This window comes from Hyalangium sp. (assembly GCF_045802625.1).
GTDB lineage: Bacteria > Myxococcota > Myxococcia > Myxococcales > Myxococcaceae > Hyalangium.
Map to the genome: position 1 here is coordinate 31,128 of NZ_JBJMQP010000229.1, position 23,871 is coordinate 54,998.

General features: G+C 68.1%; 15 protein-coding genes. 6 read left to right on the forward strand and 9 right to left on the reverse strand.

Going from position 1 to position 23,871, the window contains the following annotated elements; all coding sequences use genetic code 11:
• The first annotated feature begins 98 nt into the window (after positions 1-98).
• On the forward strand, positions 99-659 hold the full coding sequence (locus ACJ8AT_RS36005) for a sugar O-acetyltransferase (protein WP_407742497.1): 561 nt from the start codon (positions 99-101) through the stop codon (positions 657-659).
• 6 nt (positions 660-665) lie between these two features.
• Here ACJ8AT_RS36005 and ACJ8AT_RS36010 read toward each other — a convergent pair whose 3' ends face one another.
• Together ACJ8AT_RS36010 and ACJ8AT_RS36015 are read right to left on the reverse strand one after the other, a co-directional pair.
• Positions 666-1,928: an RNA polymerase sigma factor gene (locus tag ACJ8AT_RS36010; protein WP_407742498.1), complete on the reverse strand. Its 1,263-nt coding sequence runs from the start codon at positions 1,926-1,928 to the stop codon at positions 666-668.
• Positions 1,928-2,323: a YciI family protein gene (locus tag ACJ8AT_RS36015; RefSeq protein WP_407742499.1), complete on the reverse strand. Its 396-nt coding sequence runs from the start codon at positions 2,321-2,323 to the stop codon at positions 1,928-1,930. Before ACJ8AT_RS36015 ends, ACJ8AT_RS36010 begins: the two co-directional genes overlap by 1 nt.
• A gap of 294 nt (positions 2,324-2,617) precedes the next feature.
• On the opposite strand from ACJ8AT_RS36015, the gene ACJ8AT_RS36020 reads away from it, so the two are divergent.
• Both ACJ8AT_RS36020 and ACJ8AT_RS36025 read left to right on the forward strand, forming a co-directional pair.
• The gene (locus ACJ8AT_RS36020; RefSeq protein WP_407742500.1) at positions 2,618-3,796 is read left to right on the forward strand and encodes a hypothetical protein; all 1,179 of its coding nucleotides are present in this window, start codon (positions 2,618-2,620) and stop codon (positions 3,794-3,796) included.
• A 125-nt stretch (positions 3,797-3,921) separates the two neighbouring features.
• Positions 3,922-4,986, forward strand: a complete 1,065-nt coding sequence (locus ACJ8AT_RS36025; protein ID WP_407742501.1) for a hypothetical protein — start codon at positions 3,922-3,924, stop codon at positions 4,984-4,986.
• A 3-nt stretch (positions 4,987-4,989) separates the two neighbouring features.
• On the opposite strand, the gene ACJ8AT_RS36030 is transcribed toward ACJ8AT_RS36025, so the two are convergent.
• The 3 genes from ACJ8AT_RS36030 to ACJ8AT_RS36040 are packed head-to-tail and all read right to left on the reverse strand — an operon-like array spanning position 4,990 to position 9,730.
• On the reverse strand, positions 4,990-8,250 hold the full coding sequence (locus ACJ8AT_RS36030; protein ID WP_407742502.1) for a hypothetical protein: 3,261 nt from the start codon (positions 8,248-8,250) through the stop codon (positions 4,990-4,992).
• Between the two features lie 32 nt (positions 8,251-8,282).
• Positions 8,283-8,888, reverse strand: a complete 606-nt coding sequence (locus tag ACJ8AT_RS36035) for a hypothetical protein (protein WP_407742503.1) — start codon at positions 8,886-8,888, stop codon at positions 8,283-8,285.
• 53 nt (positions 8,889-8,941) lie between these two features.
• Positions 8,942-9,730 carry a glutaminyl-peptide cyclotransferase gene (locus tag ACJ8AT_RS36040; protein WP_407742504.1) on the reverse strand — a complete coding sequence of 263 codons (789 nt, stop codon included), beginning with the start codon at positions 9,728-9,730 and terminating at the stop codon, positions 8,942-8,944.
• A gap of 207 nt (positions 9,731-9,937) precedes the next feature.
• Between ACJ8AT_RS36040 and ACJ8AT_RS36045 the strand changes: the two genes are divergently transcribed.
• The gene (locus tag ACJ8AT_RS36045; protein WP_407742505.1) at positions 9,938-10,435 is read left to right on the forward strand and encodes an RNA polymerase sigma factor; all 498 of its coding nucleotides are present in this window, start codon (positions 9,938-9,940) and stop codon (positions 10,433-10,435) included.
• Positions 10,432-10,986, forward strand: a complete 555-nt coding sequence (locus ACJ8AT_RS36050; protein ID WP_407742506.1) for a hypothetical protein — start codon at positions 10,432-10,434, stop codon at positions 10,984-10,986. Before ACJ8AT_RS36045 ends, ACJ8AT_RS36050 begins: the two co-directional genes overlap by 4 nt.
• A gap of 22 nt (positions 10,987-11,008) precedes the next feature.
• On the opposite strand, the gene ACJ8AT_RS36055 is transcribed toward ACJ8AT_RS36050, so the two are convergent.
• Positions 11,009-11,461 carry a DUF2267 domain-containing protein gene (locus ACJ8AT_RS36055; RefSeq protein ID WP_407742507.1) on the reverse strand — a complete coding sequence of 151 codons (453 nt, stop codon included), beginning with the start codon at positions 11,459-11,461 and terminating at the stop codon, positions 11,009-11,011.
• A 608-nt stretch (positions 11,462-12,069) separates the two neighbouring features.
• Here ACJ8AT_RS36055 and ACJ8AT_RS36060 point away from each other — a divergent pair.
• On the forward strand, positions 12,070-12,528 hold the full coding sequence (locus ACJ8AT_RS36060; RefSeq protein ID WP_407742508.1) for an immunity 26/phosphotriesterase HocA family protein: 459 nt from the start codon (positions 12,070-12,072) through the stop codon (positions 12,526-12,528).
• Positions 12,529-12,534: 6 nt separating this feature from the next.
• Here ACJ8AT_RS36060 and pbpC read toward each other — a convergent pair whose 3' ends face one another.
• The 3 genes from pbpC to ACJ8AT_RS36075 form a co-directional block, all read right to left on the reverse strand.
• Entirely contained in the window at positions 12,535-14,874 is a 2,340-nt protein-coding gene (gene pbpC, locus ACJ8AT_RS36065) for a penicillin-binding protein 1C (protein ID WP_407742509.1), read from the reverse strand.
• Between the two features lie 55 nt (positions 14,875-14,929).
• The gene (locus tag ACJ8AT_RS36070; protein WP_407742510.1) at positions 14,930-20,677 is read right to left on the reverse strand and encodes an alpha-2-macroglobulin; all 5,748 of its coding nucleotides are present in this window, start codon (positions 20,675-20,677) and stop codon (positions 14,930-14,932) included.
• On the reverse strand, positions 20,674-23,871 hold a 3,198-nt coding region (locus tag ACJ8AT_RS36075), incomplete at its 5' end, for a hypothetical protein (protein WP_407742511.1). The genes ACJ8AT_RS36070 and ACJ8AT_RS36075, both read right to left, overlap by 4 nt.

Sequence of the window (23,871 nt, forward strand, 5' to 3'; positions counted from 1 at the left end):
CAGGACACAGCAGAACAACCACCCGAATCCATGTCGTCGATGCACGGTCACCATGCCTTTGAAATAGGGGGGGCTCCAGCGTAACCTGAGTTTCGGGCATGGCACGGACCGAGAAGGAGCAGATGCTCGCGGGCGAGCTGTACGACGCGATGGATCCAGAGCTGGTGGCTGGACGCGCCCGGGCACGCAAGCTGCTGCGCGCCTACAACCAGTCCACCGAGGACGAGCCGAAGCTGCGCGAGAGCCTGCTCTCCCAACTCCTGGGCGCGATGGGGACGGGGGTGTGGATCGAGCCCCCGTTCTTCTGTGACTACGGCGAGCACATCCGGCTGGGTGCACGCGTGTTCATGAACTTCCAGTGCGTCATCCTCGACTGCAATTCGGTGACGCTGGGAGATGACGTGTCCCTGGGGCCCGGCGTGCATATCTACGCGGCCACGCACCCGCTGGACCCGGACGAACGAATCAAAGGCCCCGAGCTGGCGCGCCCCGTCACCATCGGCGCCAAGGTGTGGATTGGCGGCGGGGCCATCATCTGCCCGGGAGTCACCATCGGTGAGGGCTCGACCATTGGGGCCGGGAGCGTGGTCGTGCGGGACATTCCTCCGTACGTCTTCGCAGCCGGCAACCCCTGCCGCGTCATCCGGAAGCTGCGCTGAACGCCCTCACGGGGCCTTGCGCGGCTCGCGCAGCTGGGCCGCGTGCGTCAGCAGGTAGTTCCGCTCGGACAGGCTCGCCGTGCGCTCCGCCGCGCGCTGGTAGTGCGCGATGGCGCCCTCGAGATCGCCCGCCCGCTCCAGCAGATGCGCGCGCACCGCGTCGAGGCGATGGTGCTCCTTCATGCGCGGGTCCTCGGCGAGCGCATCGAGGAGCTCGAGCCCCGCGGCCGGGCCGTGAACCATCGCCGTCGCGATCGCGTGGTTGAGCGTCACCATCGGGTTGTCGGACATGCGCTGCAAGAGGCCGTACAAGCCCAGGATCTGCGCCCAGTCCGTGTCCTCGGCGGTTGCCGCCTCGTCGTGTACCGCCGCGATCGCCGCTTGCAGTTGATACGGGCCGACCGAGCCCCGCGGCAACGTCGCCGTGAGGAGCGCTACGCCCTCGGCGATGGCGCTCGGGTCCCACAGGGTCCGGTCCTGCTGATCGAGCGGGATGAGCTCGCCCGAAGGCCCGGTCCTCGCGGCGCGCCGCGCGTCCGTCAGCAACATCAGCGCGAGGAGCCCCGCGACCTCCGCGTCATCGGGGACGAGGCGATGGAGCATGCGCGTAAGGCGGAGGGCCTCGCCCGAGAGATCGCCGCGGTAGAGCTCCGGGCCCGACGTCGCCGTGTAACCCTCGCTGAAGATCAGATACAGCACGTGCATCACGGCCCCGAGGCGTGCGGCGCGCTCCTCGGCCGTGGGCAGCTGGAAGGGCACCCCCGAGTCCTTGATGCTCTGCTTGGCCCGGCTGATCCGCTGCGCCAGGGTCGCCTCCGGCACCAGGAAGGCCTTGGCAATCTCGAAGGTCGTCAACCCCCCGACGGCGCGGAGCGTGAGCGCGATCGCGGACGCGGGCGAGAGCACCGGGTGGCAGCACATGAAGAGCAGGTCCAGGGTGTCGTCCCGCTCCACCGCGGCCTCATCCGCGGCGAGGGCGAGCTGCTCCTCCGGAGGCACCAGGCTGACCACGAGCGACTCGCGGTGGCGGCGGGCGGTCTCGGCGCGGACATGATCGGTGATACGTCGCGCGGCGATCCGGATCAGCCAGGCACGCGGGTTGTCGGGCAGGCCATCGCGCGGCCACTGTGCCGCCGCCGCGATGAGGGCCTCCTGGACCGCATCCTCCGAAGCGGCGAAGTCGCGGAACCGCCGAGTGACAGCACCCAACACCTGCGGCGCCAGCTCGCGCAACAGGTGCTGGGTACGGATGTCCAGGGATGGGGTCATCAGAGCAGGTCAGGGGGCGGCCCGCTCAGCACCTGCCGCACCTCGATGGGCATGTTGAGGGGTGCACCGCCGGGGCCAGGAGCGGCGGAGGCCTGCGCGGCGATCTCGTAGGCGCGCTCGGGGCTCTCGACGTCCACGATCCAGTACCCGGCGAGGAACTCCTTCGACTCGGGGAACACGCCGTCGGTGATCGGCTTGCCGTCCTTTCCGGCGCGCACCCGCTTGGCCTGGTCGGGGCCGGCCAGCCCCTCGGCGGCCACCAGCTCGCCCGACGCCCGGAGCTTCTTGTCGAAGTTCACCATGAACGCGATGTGCGCCTTGAGGTCCTGCTGCGGCCACTTGGCGATCTGGTAGGGGCCTCCGCCCGGGGTGTTCATCATCAGGATGTACTTCATGATTGGCTCCTTGAGTACGGGCGCACCTCCGTGGAGCGCGCGTTCACCCAGTAGTCGAAGCCCACCGGCGGTTCTCTACATGGGCATGCACATCTTTTTTTGCTCTTTTCCTGGCCACCGCAAGTCCTCGGAAAGACTGTGCTTTCCGGCGAGCGGCGGGGGGATTCCGCCCGGCTGGGCCGCCATCATCGTTTCCCGCCGTCCCCCGGACTCCCGCCCTAGAATGCATGGGTTGGCAGCAGTCCGGGCGCCACCTCCGCCGAGTCATCGGGCAGGACCATGAGCCGATATCCTATGAAGCCGTCTCTCGCCTGCCTCCTCCTCGCGCTGGGGATGGCGCTCCTGGCTCCGCGCGCCGCACACGCCGAGCCCACTTGTCCCAAGACCACCGAGGCGGCCCTGCCGGACGTGCCCGAGGGGCTCAAGCCCGGCACCTGGTTGGCCAAAGACACTTCGATCACCGCGGAGCGAGGGAGCCCCCTGCCCTCCTTCCACCCTGCTTTCGAGCAACAGCTCACGGCGGCGCGTGAGACGTTGGAGATCCGAGGCTTCATCGAGGCCGAGAACCGTGGCGGGCGGGCCGCCGTGGTGCTCATGACGCGGGCACCAGAAGGCTTCTGCGTGCTCAACGCCTGGATGTCTCCCGCTGGCGAGCACTTCACCCGGCTTGTGCTCGTCTCCATGTGGCGCTCCAAGGACAGCCAGCGCGCCGTGATCCTGGCCGAAGCTTCTGCTCCCCCAACCAATGACTCGAAATCCAGCGCGCGAGCCGTGGTGCTGGGCACCAACGCTCAGCGAGTCTGGACGGCGTTCGAGGCAACCAGTACGGGCCTGGCGTTCGATCCGCAACCTGGCACCGTGGCGCTCCTGGGAGCAGGGGCCCCGCTGTTCCTCGACGCCACAGGCCAGTTCCAGGCCCGGCCTGCCCCCAAGAGCGCCGTTGCCGCGGAAGGCACACCCCCCTCCTGCCCCAAGACCGGCAATAAACCGCTCGGCAAGCTCGAATCGGATCCCCTCGGCGAAGACTCGCAGCTGAAGATCGATCAGTGGGTCCCGACCGACGCAGCCTCCCAGTTCTATGAACTCTGGGACAGCGACCCCCTGGCCCAGGTGGCCTTTCGCAAGCTGCTCACCGTGGGAGGGAAGGAAGTCGAGGCCGTGGGAATCACTGGCAATGACGCCGTGGTGGTGTTCCTGGCTCGGGCCTCCAAGGGGTTCTGCGTGCTGAACTCCCGGTCTTGGGCGTTCGGTGGCAATGGAGTGCACGCCTCGTCGTCGTGGTGGCTCCCCAAGAACCAGAAGCTCGCCGTGCTCCTCTTCAGCCTCACGTTTGAGTACCACCACGGTGTAGGGCCCGAGGATCCCCGGGAGGAATCCGGAGGCGTCGCTCTGACCCTCGACGGCCTGCGCGTGAGGCTCGCCTCCAAAAACGAGATGACCTTGGCGCAAGCGAGTCATCGGGCAGGACCATGAGCCGATACCCTATGAAGCCCTCTCTCGCCTGCCTCACCCTCGCGCTGAGCCTGTGGCTCCTGACTCCGCTCGCCGCACACGCGGCTCCCACCTGTCCGCAGACCGCCGAGGCGCCTCTGCCGGACGTGCCCGAGGGGCTCAAGCCCGGTACCTGGCTGACAACAGAAGCCTCGATGACCGAGCAAGAGACGAGCCCTCTGCCGACGTTTCATCCGGTCTTCGAGAAACAGCTCGCGGTGGCGCATGAGATGTTGGAGATCCGTGGCTTCTTCGACTCTCGCGGCGGGCGAGCAGCCGTGGTGCTCATGACGCGGGCCCAGGAAGGCTTCTGCGTGCTCAACGCCTGGATGTCCCCCGCCAACGAGTCTTTGACCCACATTGAGCTCGTCTCCATGTGGCGCGCCAGGGACGGGCAGCGCGCCATGCTCCTGGTCGAGACCTCCAGCACCCGCAGCGAGATCGCGAGCCAGCCCGCTGCATCCCACGCCGTGGTGCTGGGCACCAACGCCCAGCGGGTCTGGAAGGCGTTCGAGTCCAACAGCATGGGCCTGGCGTTCGACCCGCAACCCAACACCGTGGCGCTGCTGGGAGCCGGCGAGCCATTGTTCCTGGACTCCACAGGCCAGTTTCATGCACGGCCCGCCCCCAAGGACAGTGCCACGGGCCCAGAAGGCACTCCCCCTGCCTGTCCCAAGACTCCTAACAAGCCACTCGGCGAGATCAAATCGGATCCCAATGGCGATGACTCGGATTTGGCAATTGGCCAGTGGATTCCCACCGACGAAGCCTCAAAGCTCTATCGCTACTGGGACACGGACGACCGAGCCAAGGTGGTCTTTCGCAAGCTATTGACCGTGGACGGGCAAGAAGTCGAAGCCGCGGGAATCGCAGGGATGGACGCGGTGGTAGTGTTCCTGTCCCCGGCCTCGAAGGGGTTCTGCGTGCTGAACTCCCGATATTGGGCGTGGGGTGGCAATGGAGTATATGCTTCGTCGTCGTGGTGGCTCCCCAAGAACCAGAAGCTCGCCGTGCTCCTCCTGGGGCTCACGTTCGAGTACCACCACGGTGTAGCGCCCGAGGATCCCCGGGAGGAATCCGGAGGCATTGCGCTGACTCTCGACGGCCTGCGCGTGAGACGCGCCTCCGAGAAGGAGCTGGCCTTGGCGCAAGCGAGTCAAACGCCCAAGTGAAGCTCACTCCGGAAGAATGAACTGCGTGAACTCGATGGGCTCGGGGCTGCTGTAGTTGACGTTCGTGTTCAGGGCCATGTTGGGATAGTTGTTCTTCGTCGTAGGGCTGATGACCCAGCTCATGGGCGGTGGAGCCTCAGGGGGCTCTGGAGGAACGTACCCATGGGGGTGACCCCAGATGAACTCCTCTCCACCGTTGTAGCGCTTCACCGCGCCCCGCAGCAGGGCCTCGCGGTGCTTGCGAATCGTCAGATTGAGGCTCGCCGCAGGATCCTGATCCTGAGGAGTGACGGTTCCATTGGCCACCTTGGCCTGGTAGGCCGCATTGGCTTGGTTGGCGCGCTTGTTGAGATCGATCCGGGCCTGGTTCGCCTTGTCGAAGAGAACCTTGCTCCCCGCGCGGATGGCCTCCAGGTAGCTCCACATGGCGTCATGGTCCGGGTGAGGATCCACTTGAGCCATTGTGTAGCCATGGGGATGGCCATGCAGAGGCATTCCCTTCTCCTGGCCGTACGACCACACCATGTTTCCCTCCCAGTGACGGAAGTCCTCAAAGGCGCTGGAGTTGAACTGCTTGGCCCCCGACTCGTGCGTGACGATGCGCCGGTAGGCCAGCTTCCAGCCTGATACATCAATGTTTTTCGCCACGTGGTTGGCGGGCAGCTTCTCGTAGGACTCTCCCACCACCAGCTCGATGGTCTTGGCCAGAGGATCCTCAGCGTTATAGGGATTGGCGGCAAAGTTATCCCCCGCCACCCGGAAGGGCACCAGATGGAGGTCGGAAAGGGCGGAGGCCACGGTCGCTGAATTGCCACGATCAATCTGCTGCCCGTCGATCGTGAGGCTCTTCACGATGAGAGTCCCATCACCGCCTCGCACAATCTCAAGGTTCGAGGAGATATCAACCGTCGGTACCTGCCACTCGACCACCATGGCGGCCGCGCTCTTGGCGCCCGAGGCTCGTCCCCAAGCACGCTGGCGGTTGGCAATCGCCACGATGGGAGCCCGCCGCGTATCGACGGGGAACGGAAGCTTGACGGGCACCGGATCAAAGGCGTTCTTGACCGCATCGCCGTCGACCTTGAGGGTGTCGTCATCACCGATGCTGAGAATCACGGCTTGCGCGACATCCTTCAGCTTGTCCGCCGTCCAGATGCCACGAAACTCATGGTCTTTGAGCGTGTATCCAGCGGGGTGCTCATCGACAAAGCCAACGGGAGGAGAGGCTGGAGCTTCGGTGTCTGGCCCCTTCCAGTTGAAGACAAGCCTCCAGTTGACCTCCAGGCGAAGCGAGTGCGTCAGGCCCGAGATGGCGGGAACGCTCCTCTTGCGGCGCTGCAGCAGTTCCTCGAGCGGGGCTTTCTGGACGCCGAAGACGTGCAGCTCCGCCATGAACATGGGCATTTGGGGATGAGGCACCAGGGGCCCGGTTCCCTTGAACTTGCGCGTCTGGTCGCCCCGGATCACGTAGCGGACCATGCGCCGGGCCCGGCGCTGCTTCACGAGCTCGATGTTGGCTTTCGCCCTCGCATCCGCGAGCAATGGCGGTTTTCGCGCCTCGCCGTGCTGCAGCGCCATCTTGGCCGCCTCACTCTCTGGGGCCAGGAGATCGCGCGCCGCCGTTGACGCCGTCACGCCAGCAGCCCGCGCCGTCTCGACAGCCTGAAGCTGCGTGGTGGCCGTAGCTGTGGCCGCGACCCGCGCCTCATTCGCGGCAGTCTTGGCCGCTGGGGTGGCCGTCGGAGAGAGTTCGGTGCCAACCTGGGTGAGGGCCTCGTCGACCTGTTGCACCGCCGTCGTGAGCGCCGTCGTCAGCGCGGTCAACGCGTTGGTGCACCCGGGAGAGAGCTGCTCATTGATCGCGGTGAAAGCGGTAGCGAGTTCCTGCAAAGCAGCGTTGAAGCCCGCGTCCGCACACGCGGAGGCCGGGGCACTGATCGCGGCTGCGTACTGCTGAATGGCGGCGGAAATGGCCGCATTGGCCGGTGAAGGTGGGTTTGGGTTGTTATTGAGCGCCTCGGTGATCTTAGCGACCAACCCTGCGTTGGTCACAGCGGTCTTCAGTGCCGCGAGCTTGGTCTTGGCCGCCGTGAGCTTCGCCTTGGCCTGTGCAGCCGTGGTCTGCGTCGCCACTGCGGCCAGGGCCGTGGTGGCCGTTTCCCGCGGCTTCTTCAGGTTGGTGAAAGCCTTCATGACCGCTTCGATGCGCGGCTGCTTGGCTTTGACCGCGGCGGCCGCCTGCTGCTTCACCTTGTAGACAAACACGAAGAGGTTGCTCGAGGCGACGTCGCGCACGGGCGACTTCTTGTAGTCGAGGACGATCCTCTCCTGCGGCTGGTTGAGCAGCGGCCCCGCCGAGGAGCCATTCAGGTTGGCCGACGCGTCGTCCACCATGGCCAATTGCAGCCCCACCAGGAAGACCGTGAACGAGTCGAGCAGGTGCCGCGAGTCAGCGGTATCGCTCGAGTCGATGATCACATGGGCGAGCCCGAACGCCTGGGTGGGATCATCGAACCAGACCTTGGCCTCGAAGGCCCGCTCGGACCCCGAGACCGTCGTCGCCACGACGATCTCCTCCACGCGGCTTCCGGTGGCCGAGGTCCGAAGGCCGACGGCAGCCCCCGTGGGACCGGCGATCCGGACGCGCACGTGCTGGGCGTTGTTGCCCACGGTTCCCTTGAAGCGCACCCCGCGCTCGTGGACGACGACAGCGCCTGGAGGGGCCGCGGGCGGAGCGCCCTCGGCGGGCGTCTCGTCCGCCTGTTTGAGGCCGGCACGCAGGTAGTCCTTGCTGTCCTCGGTGGCATGCTCCGGCTCGTGATCCCAGAGCACCGGGCAGAGCGACAGCTCCCTCGGCTGACTCAGCGCCACGGGGACCGGGGGCACTGTGACTTCGGCCACGCTGATCGCCACCACCGTGGCATCCGTCGCCGCGATGGGGACCGGCGCCGTGGTCTCGGGTAGGGCGATGGTGCGCTCTACGAAGAGCGCGCTGTCGAGCATGCTCGCCGGAATGGGCCGAGCCCCCTTGCTGGTATAGAGGCGTACCTTCTTGGGCACATCGATCACCGCCTTGGTCTCGAACTTCCAGGGGCGCGTCCCATCGGCTTCCGGGGCGCCGGGGGCGAGCTTGCGCAGCCGGCCGTTCGGCGCCGTGCGATAGGTGGTGGTCGTGCTGCCTTCCTGGATGTACACCCACGTCGACGCCAGCGGCGCCGCGGAGGGAGTCCCTTCGACCTTGACGAGGATCTCGCAGCTAGGCATCGCTCTTCCTCACTCTCAGGCGACCAGAGCCCTCAGCTCTTGCTTTGCTCATACAGCGCGTCGCGGATCTTCTCGGCGTCGGTGCCTTCCGGCAGCTCCTGATCACGCGCGAACTCCGCTAGCCCCTCCTCGTTGCTGTCATAGCCCAGGTTGGCCAGCCGCTGGCGCCAGCCGGACTCGTCGTGGTGCGGATCGAGGTGCCCGATGAGGAGCGTACGCTTGATCCCCAGGTCCGTCAGCTCGATCTCCGCCCGGGTCTCGCCGGGATGAAAGCCCTTCTCGCGGACCGCGCCGTCAGCGCCGGTCTGCCCCTGCCGCTCGTCGTCCCCGACTCGCAGCACGTAGGGTGAGTTGGCGATGGGCTCTCCATCCGCGTCCTTGAAGACCACATGCACATCGCGCGTGGCGAACCGGAGCCTGAACTTGTGGTTCTTCCCGGTCGCGCACTCGGCGACCTTCTTCTTCAAGTCCGGGATGTGGACGACGTCCCCAGGCGCGAGGACGTTCGGGCTCTTCCGCCGGTTGCGCAGCTCCTGGTTGCTGGGATGGTTCCAGATTGCCATCGCGTCCGCGAAGCCATGCCGACGGGCTATCGTCTGCATGCATTCGCCCTGGGTGACAATGTGGGAGTTCGCCATGGGGTTCCCAGAGGATACCTCAGGCTCCGAGTACAGAGGGAGCCTGGGCCCCTTCACCTGGGAACGACGCGAATCTCGAACAGCCGCGGCCACAGCTTTCCTGTCACCCACAGCCGGTCCGTGGCCGCGTCGTAGGCGATCCCGTTCAGCACGTCCTCGTTCCCGCTGCGCTCGCTGGGCGCCAGCAGTCCCGTGAGATCAACCCACCCCGTCACGTGTCCCGTGACTGGATCGATCCGCGCGATGAGGTTGGTCCGCCACACGTTCGCGTAGATCTCTCCCTTCACGTACTCCAGCTCGTTCAGCTGCGTCACCTCGCGGCCCTCGTCCGTCACCTTGAGGGTGCGCTGGACGGCGAGCGTGGCCGGATCCAGGAAGCGCAGCGTGCTGGTGCCGTCGCTCATGATCAGCGACGTGCCGTCATCCGTCAGCCCCCAGCCTTCCCCGGTGTAGCTGAACTGCCCCGTGGGCTGGAACGTCGCGGCGTCGTAGGTGAAGCCCACCTGGGAGCGCCAGGTGAGCTGGTAGAGCTTGCCTCCGAAGAGCGCGAGCCCTTCACCGAAGTACTTCTGATCCAGCTCCCGGCTGCGCAGCACCTGCCCCGTCTCGAGGTCCACCTCGCGGAAGTCCGAGGACCCGTTGAGGCCCGTGCTCTCGTACAGCCGGCCGTCCCGGTAGAGGAGTCCCTCGGTGAAGGCCTTGGGATCATGCGGCCAGCGCTGGACGATCTCGAAGCCGGAGACCGGCGCGCCTTGTGAGACCCCGTGCGCGCCGCTGCAGCCCAGGATGCCAAGAGGCAGGAGGGACAACCACCACGCGAACAGCACGGGCCGAATCTGCACGGGGAACGGACTCCAAGAAGGCAACGGATGGCCTCTCCTATCTATCGCTTTGCCGCGCCTGTGTCCGGCTGCCCATGGCCGGAGCGCGCGTAACCTGAGGTTACCAGAGCAATTAGACAACGAAACGCCCAAGAGAGATCGCGGGGTTCGTGGGTCTGGCCGTTCTGCTCGTAAGGTTTGCCCGGGTCCTGGGACTCATCTCTGTGCATGATCGAGAGCCGCCAAACGCGCTACGAGCGCATCCGCAACGAGTACGGGCCCGCGCTCGCGCGAGTGATTCGCAGCTATGCCCGGTCCGGCTCGGATGAGGAGGATCTCGCCCAGGACATCGCGCTGGCGCTCTGGAATGCGCTCCCCCGCTTCCGGGGCGAGTGCTCCGAGCGCGCCTTCGTGCTGCGCGTGGCCCACAACCGCGGGCTGAACCACCTCTGGCGGCGCCGGAACCCGGAGAGCCTGCCCGACGAGCTGGTGGATCCCGCTCCGCACCCGGACGCGCAGACGCAGCAGCGCGAGGACGTGGACCGGCTCTTCACCGCGATTCGGAGCCTGTCTCCCCCGCTGCGGCAGGTGCTGACGCTGGCGCTGGAGGAGCTTCCGCACGCGGAGATCGCCGCGGCGCTGGGGATCTCCGAGGGAAACGTGGCGGTGCGGTTGACCCGAGCGCGCTCCGCGCTGCGCTCTTTACTGAAGGAGGATGTGCCATGAGTGACGACGAACTGAAGCGATGGCAGGCGGGATTTCGTGGCGTGACGCAAGTGCCTGAGGCGCTCCGCGTGGATCTGGATCGGCAAGCCCGCCGGCATCGGCTGCTCGGCGCGGGGCTCTTCGTGGTGGTGGCCGGCGAGTCCGCTGTCGGCATCGCACTGTTGGCCACGGACTCGAGCCCGCATGCACGCGCGATGGCCCTGTTCCTCATTGGGGTGTCGGTGGTGCTGGGCGCGCTGTTCCTGCGGCTGCGGCGCATGGCCTCGGCCAGGGTGGCGCTCACGCCGGATGAGATCGTCGCGCTGCTCGATCGCCGGCTGCTGGCGAGCAAGCTGGCCGCTCGGTGGGCTCCGTGGCTTGCGTCGCTGGGCGCCCTGGGCGTGGCACTGCTCGTGGTGACGGCCGAGGCCCCCATCGAGACGAAGATCTCGGGGGTTGCTGCCTGTGCGGTCCAGGTGGCTGCGGCGTGGCTGCTGCCTCGGTGGCTGAAGCCACGGCTGGAGCGGCGGGCGGAGATGATCGCGCAGTGGCGGCGCGACCTCGTGGGCTAGCGGCGCCGCTCTCGGCCGGTGCTCAGTACGGCCTGTCGACCCATCGGCGCGCATCCTGCCAGGTGCCCTTCACGAAGTCGGGGAGTTGGCTGGCCACCTTCTCGGACTCGGCCTCCGTGATCTGCGATTGCAGCGCCGAGAAGACGGTGAAGAGCACGAGCCGCACGTTCTCCGGCTCGGCGTTCAGGTGGTTGGCCACGTGCAGGTAGAAGTCGTCCTTGTCGATCTTCTCCGGCCCCGCCTCGATGCGCTTCTGACAGCGTCCCACGATGTCGCGCACATCGGGGCTGAGCTGCTCGAAGAGTTGCTGGACGATGCCGCCGGGCAAGCGCTCGGTCAGCGCGCAGAACACAGCCTCGACGGCCTGCGCCGGATCATATTCCGGGAGTTGCTCGGCGATCTTGCGCAGGAAGGTCTGCCGATCCGTGCCGACCCCCAGCCCGGACCAGGACTGGGTCGTGTCTTGAGTTTGCATGGTGGTTCTCCTTGCTCTCCTTTCATCCTGGGGGTCCTCCGGTGGAGGAGCAGCAGGCAGGAGGCCGGGGGGCTGGGTGGACGTCACCAAGCCCTCTTTGGAGGGGTTGCGCGGGGCCGAGGTCAGGCCCGTCTGCCTGGCCGGCCGCCAGGTGGCCCTGCATGTTTATGGCCGGTCGCTTTGTGCAATACTCTCTCTTCTCCATAGCCCATGAGCACAAAACACCTCGTCTGCGGCTTCTTGCTATTGACGCTGAGCACGGCGCCCACGCTGTCGACACACGGAATTCGAATCATCAGCCCGATGAAAATGATGAGCCGAGCAACCCCACGTTCGACTTCGCTGTGCTTGACCAATACGATGTCGGGACCGCGACCGACTACGGAAACAGGTACCGGGACATCGCCTACCTGCGAATCCGTGGAAGAGAGCAACAACTGATTGACTCCCACGGAGGTGCCCAATCCGACACCCGGAAAAAGGGACAGCCGGATCGAACCGAGAATGCTATACGCGCCGTGGCACGAGACCATAAACAGGGCAGGCAATTCCACGAGGCCGCAACCGCCAAATGGGGCATGCTGGCCCCGTACACGGGAGATTGAGAGATGGGCAAACAACTCCAGAAGCCAGGGACGTTTGTCAGAATCGCCCTGAGCGATGGTTCTTTCGGCTACGGAAGGTTGCTGGAAGCGCCGTATGCCGCCTTCTACAACTACAGGACCTTGGAGCCAGACTCCGATCTGGACCGGATCGCGTCAAAGCCTGTCCTCTTCAAGACAGCCTTCCGCCACCTGGCCTTGAACGTATGGGAAATCATCGGGCGGCGAGAGTTGGAAGACCACCTCGCTCAACCGGTGGTTCAATTCACGCAAGACATCGGGGACTTCCGTAAATGCGTTATCTGGGACACAGCGGGGAATGAGAGAGACGCTGAACCTCATGAGTGTATCGGTCTCGAGCGAGCGGCCGTCTGGGAACAACACGGCATTGAGGAACGGTTGCTCGATGCCTTCATGGGCCGACCGAACGGCTCCGTAGAGCACCTGAAGGTCCGCTTAAAGTAAGCTGTCTCAGTCCTCGACCACCACGGTGAGCGGGGGGCTCACCTCCGCGTGCCGGGACATCGCAGCGGTGATGATGTGTTTCCCCGGCGTCACGCTCCAGCGGTACTCGTAGGGATAGGACACGGTCGCCACTGGCACCCCGTCCACGAGCCATACGATTGGCTCCGTGCTGGGCGTCACCTCCGCCGTCAGCCGCAGCGTGGAGGCCGAGGCCGGTGTGTCTGGATCAAAGAGCAAGCGCACCGTGCCTCGCGGCTCTCGGATGACCACCTTCGGCTGCATGGACTCTTCACGGCTCGGGCACAGCGGGCTCTCCTGCTGCGGCGCCACGTCCAGGTGCTGGCTTCGCGCCCACTGCGTATACGTGTCCGGCAGATCCAGCATCACCCGCGTGATGACATCCGAGGCCGGGCAGGTGGCGCTCGCTCGGAGCCCGTTGCGACGATCCAGCTTCACCTTCGTATGGAATGGGCAGCTCTCCGTGGGCGCGCTGCCCGGCAAGAACCACTCGCTCTTGCGGTGCGGACAGTCCGCGCTCGCGAGCCTCCCCGACAATGGGCAAACATCCACCGCCACCGCTCCCTCCGGCGGCGGGAATGAGTCCAGGATCGGCTGCCACGGGCGGTGCTCCGCCATCACCAGATCCATGATCCGGTGCGCCGCGGCGGCGGCTCCATTGGCTCCTCCCACGCCTCGCATCCGCCTCCAGTCGTGATTGCCCACCCACACCGCCACGAGGAGCCGATCGCTGAACGCCACCGTCCACGCGTCCCGGTAGCCCTGGCTCGTGCCCGTCTTCACCGCCACCGCGTAGGGAAAGTCCAGCGCTCCGCCCACGGGGAACATCGGCCGGCGCGCCAGCGGATCCGAGAGGATGTGCCTCACCAGCTGCGCGGCCTCCCGGTTCAGCAGCCGCTTCGGCGCCACCGGGGGCTCGTCCACGAAGCGGCGCAGGGGCAGGCTCTCGCCCTCTCGCGCGAGCACCCCGTACAGCCCGGCCAGCTCCTCCAGCGTCACCGGCAGGTTTCCAATCGCGAGCCCCAGCCCGTAGCTGTCCGGCTCCCAGCTGATCTCCCCTACCCCCGCCTTCTCGAAGAAGCGCAGCGCGGGCTCCACTCCCACCTCCGAGAGCACTCGCAGCGCGGGGATGTTGCGCGAGTTCGCCAGCGCCTCTCGCAACAGCATGGGCCCCATGAAGGTGTGGTTGATGTTCTCCGGCATGTATGCGCCGCCCGTGTCGCTCCGCACGTCCATCGGCGTGTCCGGCAGCTCCGACGCGGCGGTGAACGAACCCTTCTCCAGCCCCAGCGCGTACAGGAACGGCTTGAGCGCCGAGCCCGGAGAACGCCTCGTGCGCACGAAGTCGATCGCCCCCTTGTGCTCCTCCGAGAAGAAGTCCCGCGAGCCCACCCACGCCAGGATGTCTCCGGTGATCGTGTCCACCACCAGCGCCGAGGTGTTGCCCGCTCCCGACTCTTCAATGCGCGCCAGGTTGTCCCTCAGGATTGCCGCCGCCTTCTCCTGGAGCTCCAGATCGAGCGTCGCCACCGAGATGGGACTGTTCCGGCGCTTCGCCTGCGCGCTCCACTCGAGGACCGCGTGCATCGCCTCGGGCCGACGCCGGGGGCGCGGCACCAGCCCCAGGTCCTCGTGGAGCGACTGCTCCAGCTCGTCGGCCGACAGCAAGCCCTGCGCGTGGAGCGCTCGGAGGATCCGGTGGCTGCGCTTCTTCGCTCGCCGCAGCCCATCCGGCGTGTACGGGCTCATGCGGCCCGGCATCTGCGGCAGCCCGGCCAGGAAGGCCGCCTGCGCCCACGAGAGATCCTCCACCGGCTTGTCGAAGTACAGCCGCGCCGCCCGGACCACCCCGTGCGCCCGGTTCCCGTAGGGCGCCAGCGTCAGGTACTGCCGCAGCACCTGCTCGTGCCCGTGCTTGCGGATCAGCAGCAGCGCCTCCAGCGCCTCGGTGACCTTCCGGAACAGCGTGCGCCCTCCCGGCTCCTGCATGCGCGCCACCTGCATCGCGATTGTCGACGCGCCCGAGATGACTCGAACGTTCTTCACGTTCTGCAGCACCGCCCGCGCCACCGACGGCAGGTAGACGCCCGAGTGCTCGTGGAAGTGCCGATCCTCGGTGACGAGCGTCGCCGCCACCACCTTCTCGGGCATCACGTACGGCAACGGCCAGTAGCCCAGCTCCCCGTCCCCCGCGGGCACCTCACCCAGGTACCGGCCCCGGCGATCGACGACCAGCCGCGAGGGCTCGAGGGTGCGGAGCCCGTCCTTCAAGGTGTGCACGTACAGCGCTCCGGCGCCCACCAGCAGCACCGCGAGCGCCAGCCACATACGCCTCGAGCGGAGTCGAGGGGCAAGACGCCTCCAGGCGTCCGCCGCTGTCCTCCTAACGCTCATGATCCCCCTGGATCACGATCCGCATGCCCTCGCCGCGGCCTCGCACCTCCTGGCGGTACATCTGCTCGGCGTACGGCGCCGGGTGCACGAAGGAGCCCTCCGTCGCCGCGCGGACCCGGAAGTGGAACGTGTGCGTCCCCTGCGGTAGTTGCAGGAAGTAGTAGCGCACCTCGTTGTCCAGCCGCTGCACGTACGCCGGCGCGATCGAGTCCTCCTGCGAGGGCTTCGCGTCCGAGCCCGCGTTCTCCAGCGCCGGGTTGAGCGGCTCCAGGCCCGCGGCGAACGGCACCACCAGCGCCACGTGCGGCCGCACCTGGTCGTTCACCAGCTGCACGTGGAGCTCCAGGATGTCGCCCAGCTTCAGCGCCTCCGTCTGCCCCGCCTTGTCCTGGAAGCGCGTCTGGTCCGAGCCATCCGCGTGCAGGTGGGTGGCGCTGCGCGAGACGAGGAACCCTCGCTGCGTCGACGTCACCTGATCTCCCGGCGCGGCGGGCACGTACTTGTAGGCCACGCGCACGCCCACCGGCCCGCCCGTCACCGTCGCCTCCTGCGGCTTGTCCGTGGCCAGCGTCACCCTCGCCGTCTTGGTGTCCCCGTTCACCGTGAGCGTCTTGCCCGAGGTGAGCGCCACCGTGGAGTTCGGCACGTTCGGCTTCGCGCGATCCAGGTAGAGCGACAGCGCGGCGATGGCTCGCCGGTTCTCGTAGGTGCTCTGGAAGCCCTGCGTCGCGTTCGCGTACGACAGGAGCGCATCCCGCATCAGCTCGTGCCGGCTGTCATCCGGATCCAAGCGCAGCAGCGCCTCGAAGATGGAGGCCACCATGGACGGCTGGGACGACAGGAAGCCATAGCCCCAGTAGCTGCGCCCCTCCTGGATGCCCTCGAACGTCGGCTTGCCCTTGTTGAGCTTGATGATCACCCGATCCCACAGCTCGCCCTTCAGCGCCTCCAGGTTCGTCCGGTAAGCCTTTGGATCCCTCGACATGGTGCTCGCCAGGTCCGCGAGCGCCATCACATCCATCCGCTCCCGCTGGTGGAACAAGTCGATGAGGTAGCTCTCGTCCAGCGCGCCCACGCCCCCGAGCGCCCGGAGCGCCGCCACCTGCTGGTTGTACCGCCACTCCGGCAGCAGCCCGGCGTAGTCGCTGCGCAGCACGCGCTTGAGCGCCTCGGTGGCGCGATCCAGCAGCTTGGCCTCCACCGGCATCCCCGCCTTCTTCGCGGACTCGAGGAACTCCACCGCCTGCGCCGTCACCTGCACGTCGCCCGGCCCGCCCGGCCAGAAGGCGAACAGGCCGCTCGGATCCTGGTACGTGGGCATCTCCTCCTGAAGCCGCTTCACGTGCACGCTCACCTGCTTCGAGAAGACCGTCTCCAACCCCATCTTCTGGAAGAACACGCTCTGCACCACGTCCGGGTAGAGCTGCGACAGCTTCTGCTCGAGGCAGCCGTGCGGGTATGAGCCCAGGTAGTCCAGGCCCGCGAACAGCTCGAGCACTCCGGGCATGGACGCGGCCAGCACCTCCTGCGAGGCCGTGCCCGGGCGCACCGGCTCGGGGATGGGCTTGAGCGCCGTCTTCCCCGCCTTCAGCGTGTCGAAGTACGCGAACGACTCCGCCACTCGATCCGGCAGCACCGGGAGCTGCACCTCGAAGGCGTCTCCCGCCTTGTCGGCCTTGCGCTCCATGTCCACGCGCACGGTGAGCGACTGCGGCTTCGACACGTCCGCCTCCTTCACCTGGATGGGCGTGACGAACGACATCGCCTTGTTGAGCTGCAGCTCCACGCCCTGGCTGAACGGCCGGGCCTCGGCTGGCCCCGAGAGCTGGATGCTCACCGCGCCCGGCCCCCCGTTGCCCTCCACCACGCGGCCCACCGCTCCGCCCCAGAACCGATCGCCCTGGCGCACGAAGCGCGGCAGCTGTGGCTGCACCAGCACCGGCAGCCGCACCTTCAGCGTCTGCTGCTTGAAGCCGAACCGCTGGGCCCCGGACGCCGCCACCGCGCGCACCCGGAAGTTGGTCAGATCGTCCGACAGCGGCACCTCCACCGTGAGCCGCCCCGACGCGGGCACCAACACCGTCGCCTGGTAGTAGGGCACCGTCTGGAAGTTCTTCCGGACGATGCGCTTGCCCGTCATCGCCTTGGACTCTTCCTCGTCTCCGTCACCGCCCGGCTCCTCCTGCTCGAAGAGCTTGCCCACCAGGCTGTTGCGCGTGTCCCGCAGCGTGGTGCCCCGCGCGTTCCGGGTGATGAACGCGCTCAGCGGATCCAGCGGACCCTCCGGCGCCAGCGAGAGCACCGCCTCGTCCACCAGCCACAGCGTCACCTCGCCCGCCAGCGGCGCGCCCTTCTCGTCCTTGAGCGCGATCTCCACCGGGATCTTCGTCCCCGGCCTCGCCGCCTCCGGGTGCTTGAGCTCCACCGTCACCTGGTTGCGCACCGGCTCCACCTCGACGTCGATCGAGGCTCCCAGCGTCTGCGGCCGGTAGCGCGTGTCCTCCGTCTTCCCCTCTCCCAACCGTCCGCGCATCAACGCCACGTGCACCGGGATGTTCGGCACGTGCGTGCCCTTGATGGGCAGCTCGTACACCGCCTTGCCGCCGGACACCTCGCGCCACGTGTACGTGTTGCCGCCCGGCTCCTCGACCACCACCAGCGCCCGGCCCTGCTGGAACGGGCTCTGGATGATGATGCGCGCGGTGTCTCCCGGCCGGTACTTCGGCTTGTCCGTGGCCAGCTCGAACACGCCCTGGCGCGGCTTCTTCCACGCCATCGGCGTCTGCCCGCCCACGTACAGGTCCGCGTTCAACGTCTGCACCCGGCCCAGCTTGTCGCGAGCGATCAGCTCCACCACGTACACGCCCGCCTCCTTCAGCGCGAAGGCGGGCAACACCGGCTGCATGTCCGTGGTGACCACCTGCTCGCTCAGCTTCACGTCCTCCTGCTCCGTCACGTACTTGGCGTCGCCCGTGGCGAAGTGCGTCTCCCGGAGCTGGCTGTGCCAGACCCGGCGGTACAGCCGCACCGTCACCTCCTGGCCCTTCACCGCCTTGTCATCCACTCCCACCGCGACGATCTCCGGCTTGAGCTCGAAGGGCTTCTCCGAGTACCGCGGCAGCTTCATCCCGAGCACGAACGGCGGCAGCGCCTTCACCTCGGTGACGGCGGAGACCGGCTGGTTGTCCGCGCCCGTCACCGTCGCCTCGAAGTGGTAGACGCGCGCGCTCCCGTCGAGATCCAACGCCGGGTTCACCTGGAGCTCATCCGCGCCGCCGTCGTCCAGCTCCGCGTTGCGGCGGATCGTCTCCGGCGCGCGGCTCTGGCCCTCGCGGGCGAACTGGGTGCTGGAGGCGAAGAGGAACCCCTCGCGGCCCTTCGGCACGTAGTAGTAGGGCCGGCGCGTCACCGTCCACGCCACGGGCTGGCCGGACACGTTGCCGCCCGCGTAGTAGCGCGCCACCGCCTTCACCTTGAATGGCCCGTCCAGCCGCACCGTGCCCGCGGACGACAGCTGCACCTCGAACTGGGGGACGCGGTACGCCTCGATCTGGAACGAGCGGCGGGCCACCTCGGCCCCTCCGTTCTTCACCGCGATAATGGCTTGGAACTCGCCCGTGGGCACATCCTTCTCGGTGAACTCCGCCGAGAACCCGAGCGCGGTGAACTTCGTAGGCAGCGTCCAGCGCTGGTTGCCTGGCCCTTCCACCCGGACCTCGTAGGTGTTGGCGTCGCCGGTGAGCTGCAGCTCACCTCCGCTCTTGTCGCGCAGATAGCCCTTGATGAAGACCTTCTCGCCGGGCTTGTAGATGGGCCGCTCGGTGAAGACGAACCCGAGCAGCGCATCGTTCTTGGGCGAGGGGATCGTCTGGCCGATCCACTCCAGGAAGCTCGACGACGGAGACCAGTGGTTCTGGGCGAATGTGGCGGGCGGAGCGCGCGGATCCAGCACGAGGATGTCATCCCCGCTCTGGACCGAGATGCGCTTGATGCTCCGCCAGTCCGGCTGAGGCCCGAGCGTCGCCCGGCCCCCATCGTCCGTGGTGAGCGTGTGCGTGAACGGCGCGGAGATCGTCGACCCGGGATGCTTGGGATCCGGCACCAGGTGCTGGCCCTCGATCACGATCTTCGCGCCGCGCAGCTCCTTGGCATCATCCAGCGAGCGGACGAAGAACACCGCCCGATCCCGCTCCTCCACCGCCGTGAGCGACAGGTTCGTCACCTGCACGCGGACATAGGCGCGCTCGGGCGCCCCCGTGAGCCGGCGCAGGCCCACCAGGTACGAGCCCGGACGCTGGCGGCCCACCGCCTCGTCCAGCAGCGGCCCGAGATCCAACCCGAAGGTGGTGGAGCCGCTCTTGTTCGCCAGCGGCAGCTCCACCACGCGCGAGATCAGCGGCGAGCCCAGCAGCCGGATGTGTTGCTGGAGCTGATGCGCGTCGATGTAGCCCGCGGTGTTCGCGGGCGTGGAAGGCTCCTCACCCGGGAAGGGCGGAGCGCTCTCCTCGTTGATGACGACCGGGCTCTCGGGGAACGGCCAGACGCCCTCGTGCAGCGGATCGATCCGGTAGATGCGCACGTCCGCGCGTGCATCCCCGTAGCCCTGCAGCGGCAACATCCGCGGCCCCTTCGCCTCGACAATCGCGTTCGCCTGGCTCCAGCGCAGGAACGCCGTCTTCCAACCCAGGTGGAAGAACACCTGCACGTCCCCGGGATCGCGCAGCGGCCGGCCGCTGTCGTCCTTGATGGGCGCCGCGGAGATCCGCATCTGGTAGAGCGTGTCCGGGACGAACTTGCCCCGCAGCGCCACGCGGCTGCCGTAGCTCTCGAAGTGCATGTCCGGCACGGCGGGCTCCAGGCGCACCAGCTTCTTGAGCGCGGTGAGCGTCAAGTCCTGCACGTCCGCGGAGAAGACGAGCTGCGGCAGATCTCCCTGGTTGCCGCACGAGAGCGCCATGTCCCGAGGCACCGAGGCCCCGCCCACCAGCGGGAAGCTCGCCGCGCCGCACTGGATGGACTGCAGGTGGAAGGAGGGCCGCGTGGACAGCCGGCCCACCCACAGCGCCTTGTCCTCCTCTCCGAGCGCCAGGCTCACCGTCACCCGGAGCTGCTTGCCCTCGGGCACGTCCTCGTCGAGCGTGATCGCGTACACCGCCGGGCTGCGCTGGTTGTCGCGCGGGAGCTGCGAGAGGTTGAAGTCCTTCACCACCCGCGTGGGCGAGTCGGCCAGGCCCGGCAGATCCCGGATCTCCAGCGTGAGCATCTGCTTGAGCGCCGCCAGCGGCAGCGGCTGCGGGAAGGTGAGCGTCAGCGTGCGGAAGGGCCGCAGGTTCGTGCTGTCCGCGTACGGGCTCATCGCCGACGGCGCGGACATCATCGTCGTCAGCACCTTGCGCTCGCCGCGGGCCTCGAAGGCGAAGCGCTGCAGCGGCGGCCACGGCTCGGCGGGCCGGAACTGGAGTGTCTTCTTGTCCGCCCAGAAGTACTGGCCGGGCCAGGACGGGGTGATCTTCAGCAGCTTCTCGCCGTCATCCGCGGGCCGCTTGCCGGGGCCCTCGTTGCCGGAGAAGTACACGGTGACGGGATCAAACCCTCGCAGGAACTGCTCGGGGAGGATCCGGACCGAGCCGCCCTCGGGGCGCTGGCTCTCGTCCGCGGGGCGGTAGTCCTGGGCCGCGACCGGGAAGACCGCGAGCAATGCCAGGAGCGCGGTGGCTCTCGGGGAAACGTACTTCACGGGTTCTCTCCAATCCGCTGGAAGAAGTCGCGCAGGTATTCCTCGGGGATCTCGGCCTTGGCGCCGGCCAGGCCCACGAGGACAGGCTTGAACTTGAGGGGTTTCGCGTTGGCGGGCGCGTGGATCGCCAACAGGAAGGTGCCCTTGTCGAGCTGCAGGAACTGCTGGCAGCCCTCGCCGAGCACCTTTTGCTCCGGATCGAGCACGCTGCACTCGAGCAGCTCCGCCGGCACCTGGAGCCCCAGGCCGATCTGGCCCGGAGACTGCGTGGAGAACCGGAAGAAGCGCGTCTGCGAGGGAGTGATCCAGCTCTCCTCGCTGGCCACGCCCTCCTTCAGCTCCTTCACCGGCTCCTGCGTCCAGGTGGCGGCGCCCGAGAGCGCCCGGTCCGCGAAGCCCCGAACCACCAGACGGTAGCTGCCGGCCTTGAGCACCTGATCGAACGCGCAGCCCTTGTCGCTGCCCTGCACCCGGATCACCCCCGCCCCCTGGGCGAGGCCACACACGCCCGAGTCCGAGCGCACATGCACCACCGCATCCGAGGCGAGCGTGAAGGAGCGCTCCACTCTCGCGCCGCTCAGCTTGAGCGCCCGGGACGCCGGGAGATCCGCTCCCGCCTGGGCCACGAGCGTGCCGAGCGCCGCGCTGCGCGGCTCCGTGGGAGGCGTGAGCACGGCGCGGACTCCGCCGACGCCCAGATCCAGCACCACCTCGCCCGAGCGGCCCGCCGGGACCTTGGCGTCGCAGCCCTCCAGCCGCGTGCCGTCATCGAGCGTCGTCACGCAGCGCAGCGCCCCGGAGACCGTCAACTGCCGGGGAGCAGCCTGGGCGGTGAAGACCAGGGACTGCTGGCCGGGCGTGGGGCTCACCGCCTCGTACAGGCGCTCCAGGTTCTCGCGGCGCGGCGTCGGATCGATCGCTATCACCTCCGCCTGCGTGCGGGGCTCCTCGGGGGAGTACACGAAGACGGAGCCTCCCTTGCCCGTGAGCACGCAGGCCGTCAGGGCCTGGGCCGGCGCGCAGAGATCAACCGCCGTGCCCGACTCGTCCACCTGCACGGCCCACGCGTTGCGCGGCAGGGCGAGCTGCACGCGGGTGGGGTTCGAGGGCATCCGGAGCTGGAGCGCCGTGCCCTGCGACCAGACCAGGTTCTGCAACCCCGGCTGCAGGGAGCCCGCCGCCGAGGGCACCGGCACGGCCAGCCGCGTCACCGTCGCCTCGGCGGCGCTGAGCGCGGGAGTCCACCAGCGAGCCAGGGAGTGCTGGGTGGGGCCGGTGGCCGCCACGCACATGAAGTCATCCTGCCGCGCCGTTCCGCCCACGAGCTCGCAAGCGGGGTTGCTCCGCTCTCCCACCTGCACGGTGGCCTTGAAGAGGTGAAGCTCCGGGGAGCGCGTGGACTGCCGCAGCAGCGCCACGTCCCGGGTGAGGCGCACGCGCTCGGTCTTCGGTCCGTCCAGCGCATCCACCACCTCGTTGAGCTTCAGCGAGGCCTCCTGCCCACCCGCGCCGCTGAAGATCCAGTCCCCGGCCTCCAGCGAGACTTCTCCCGAGCAGCTCGCGAGCGGCCCCTTCCGCCCGGCGGGCAGGCAGTAGAGCCCCGCGCCCGTCTGGTACCGGCCGGCCTGCGGAACCTTGGTCAGCGCCGCCACCGTAGGAGCCAGGCCCCCGCCCGAGGACGGCGCCACCGTGTGCGTCACCAGCGCCGTGCTCACCTGGGCGCTGCTGGCCAGCGTCCACACCCGCACCCGCCACGTGGCGCCACCCGGGCGCACGAGCAGCATGCACTCGCGCGTGTCGAGCTGCCGCGTGACGACCGCGCCCTTGTCATCCTCGAGCGCGCACGAGATGGGCGTCTTGCTCCGCAGCGCCACCTCCTGCACCACGGTGTCGCCCTGCGGGGGGAGCGTGGCGCGCTGCACGCCCGCATCCAGCTTGAGCGTGGCCTTGTCCGCGAGCACGCCCGCATCCGTCACCTTCGCCACCGCCACGGAGATGCGCGTGGGGCCGGGCTGCTGCGTCTGGCTCTCGAGCACCAGCGTGTAGTCTCCCGCGGCGAACGGCTCGGCGATGGCGCAGTTCCAGTCCGCGCCGCGATCCGAGTTCTCCACCACCAACCGTCCCTCGCTGTCGAAGACGCGGCAGCGCACGTCCGTGTCGCCCTTCGACGAGAGCCGCAGCGTGCCCTCCGCGGGCAGGCGCAGGGGGATGCGGTCTGGCGCGTTCACCGCGCGGACGATCCCCGGAGCCAGCGTGTCCACGCGCAGGTAGAGGGCGTAGGTGATCGCCACATCCCCGCGGCTGTGCTCGGTGATCAGCCGATAGCGCCCAGGCTCGAGTGACAGCGCCCGGCCCACCGGAGCAGGAGCGTCCGTCTCCGGCAACGGCTCGGCGGGGGCGGCGGCCTGCTCGGAGTCAGAGGACTCCTCGCTCTGCTCGGGCGGCTCGGGCGGCTCTTCGTCCTGGTAGTTCCTGCCTGGGGGGCCCTCGTCTTCGCTGTTCGCGTTCTCGCCTTCCTCGCCGCTGCTCTCCGTGCCGCTGCTCTCCGTCTCCTCGGGCGGCGGTGGAGGCGGCGGCACGGACGCGCGCACCTTGGGCACGCTGCTCGCCTGGGGGCGCGTCAGCTCCGGAGTCATCGCCGCGATCGTCTCCACCGGCTTGAGCTGGTTGTCCGCGCCCACCAGGTAGAGCCGCCCCTGCATCCCGTGGGTCAGCGCGAAGGCCACGTCCACCTTCGCGGGCACCTCGAACGAGAACTCGTCCTTGCCGTCCTGGCCCAGCGCCGCGCGGGCCCAGGCGTTGAATTGCAGCGGGTGCACCGCGTTGCCCTTCAGGGTGACGGTGGGCCGCACCCGCTCGAGCGACGTGCGGCGCATGCTCTCCACCGTGAGCGGCAGCTGCGTCCACAGGTAGCCCCCGGACGCCAGCGTCATCGTGCTGGTGCAGGGCGCCGGGATCCTCACCACGGGCCAGCCCTGCGGATCATCCAACCGGCACTGGAGCGCGCCGCTCTGCGCCGCGGTGCTCAGCGTGTACTCGCCTCGCTTGGGCACGCGCAGCTTCTGCTGGATGAGATCTCCCGCATCCGCGCGGAAGAAGACCTCGGCATCGCCGCTCACCCCCTCGGCGGGCTTGACCGCGCGCTGCTCGAGCAGCACCGCGCCACGGCCCCGGCTCTTCCCCACCGTGCGCAC

Coding starts and splice junctions, on each gene's coding strand:
- ACJ8AT_RS36005 (WP_407742497.1), top strand. CDS start 99: ATGGCACGGACCGAGAAGGAGCAGATGCTCGCGGGCGAGCTGTACGAC.
- ACJ8AT_RS36010 (WP_407742498.1), bottom strand. CDS start 1,928: ATGACCCCATCCCTGGACATCCGTACCCAGCACCTGTTGCGCGAGCTG.
- ACJ8AT_RS36015 (WP_407742499.1), bottom strand. CDS start 2,323: ATGAAGTACATCCTGATGATGAACACCCCGGGCGGAGGCCCCTACCAG.
- ACJ8AT_RS36020 (WP_407742500.1), top strand. CDS start 2,618: ATGAAGCCGTCTCTCGCCTGCCTCCTCCTCGCGCTGGGGATGGCGCTC.
- ACJ8AT_RS36030 (WP_407742502.1), bottom strand. CDS start 8,250: ATGCCTAGCTGCGAGATCCTCGTCAAGGTCGAAGGGACTCCCTCCGCG.
- ACJ8AT_RS36035 (WP_407742503.1), bottom strand. CDS start 8,888: ATGGCGAACTCCCACATTGTCACCCAGGGCGAATGCATGCAGACGATA.
- ACJ8AT_RS36045 (WP_407742505.1), top strand. CDS start 9,938: ATGATCGAGAGCCGCCAAACGCGCTACGAGCGCATCCGCAACGAGTAC.
- ACJ8AT_RS36050 (WP_407742506.1), top strand. CDS start 10,432: ATGAGTGACGACGAACTGAAGCGATGGCAGGCGGGATTTCGTGGCGTG.
- ACJ8AT_RS36055 (WP_407742507.1), bottom strand. CDS start 11,461: ATGCAAACTCAAGACACGACCCAGTCCTGGTCCGGGCTGGGGGTCGGC.
- ACJ8AT_RS36060 (WP_407742508.1), top strand. CDS start 12,070: ATGGGCAAACAACTCCAGAAGCCAGGGACGTTTGTCAGAATCGCCCTG.
- pbpC (WP_407742509.1), bottom strand. CDS start 14,874: ATGTGGCTGGCGCTCGCGGTGCTGCTGGTGGGCGCCGGAGCGCTGTAC.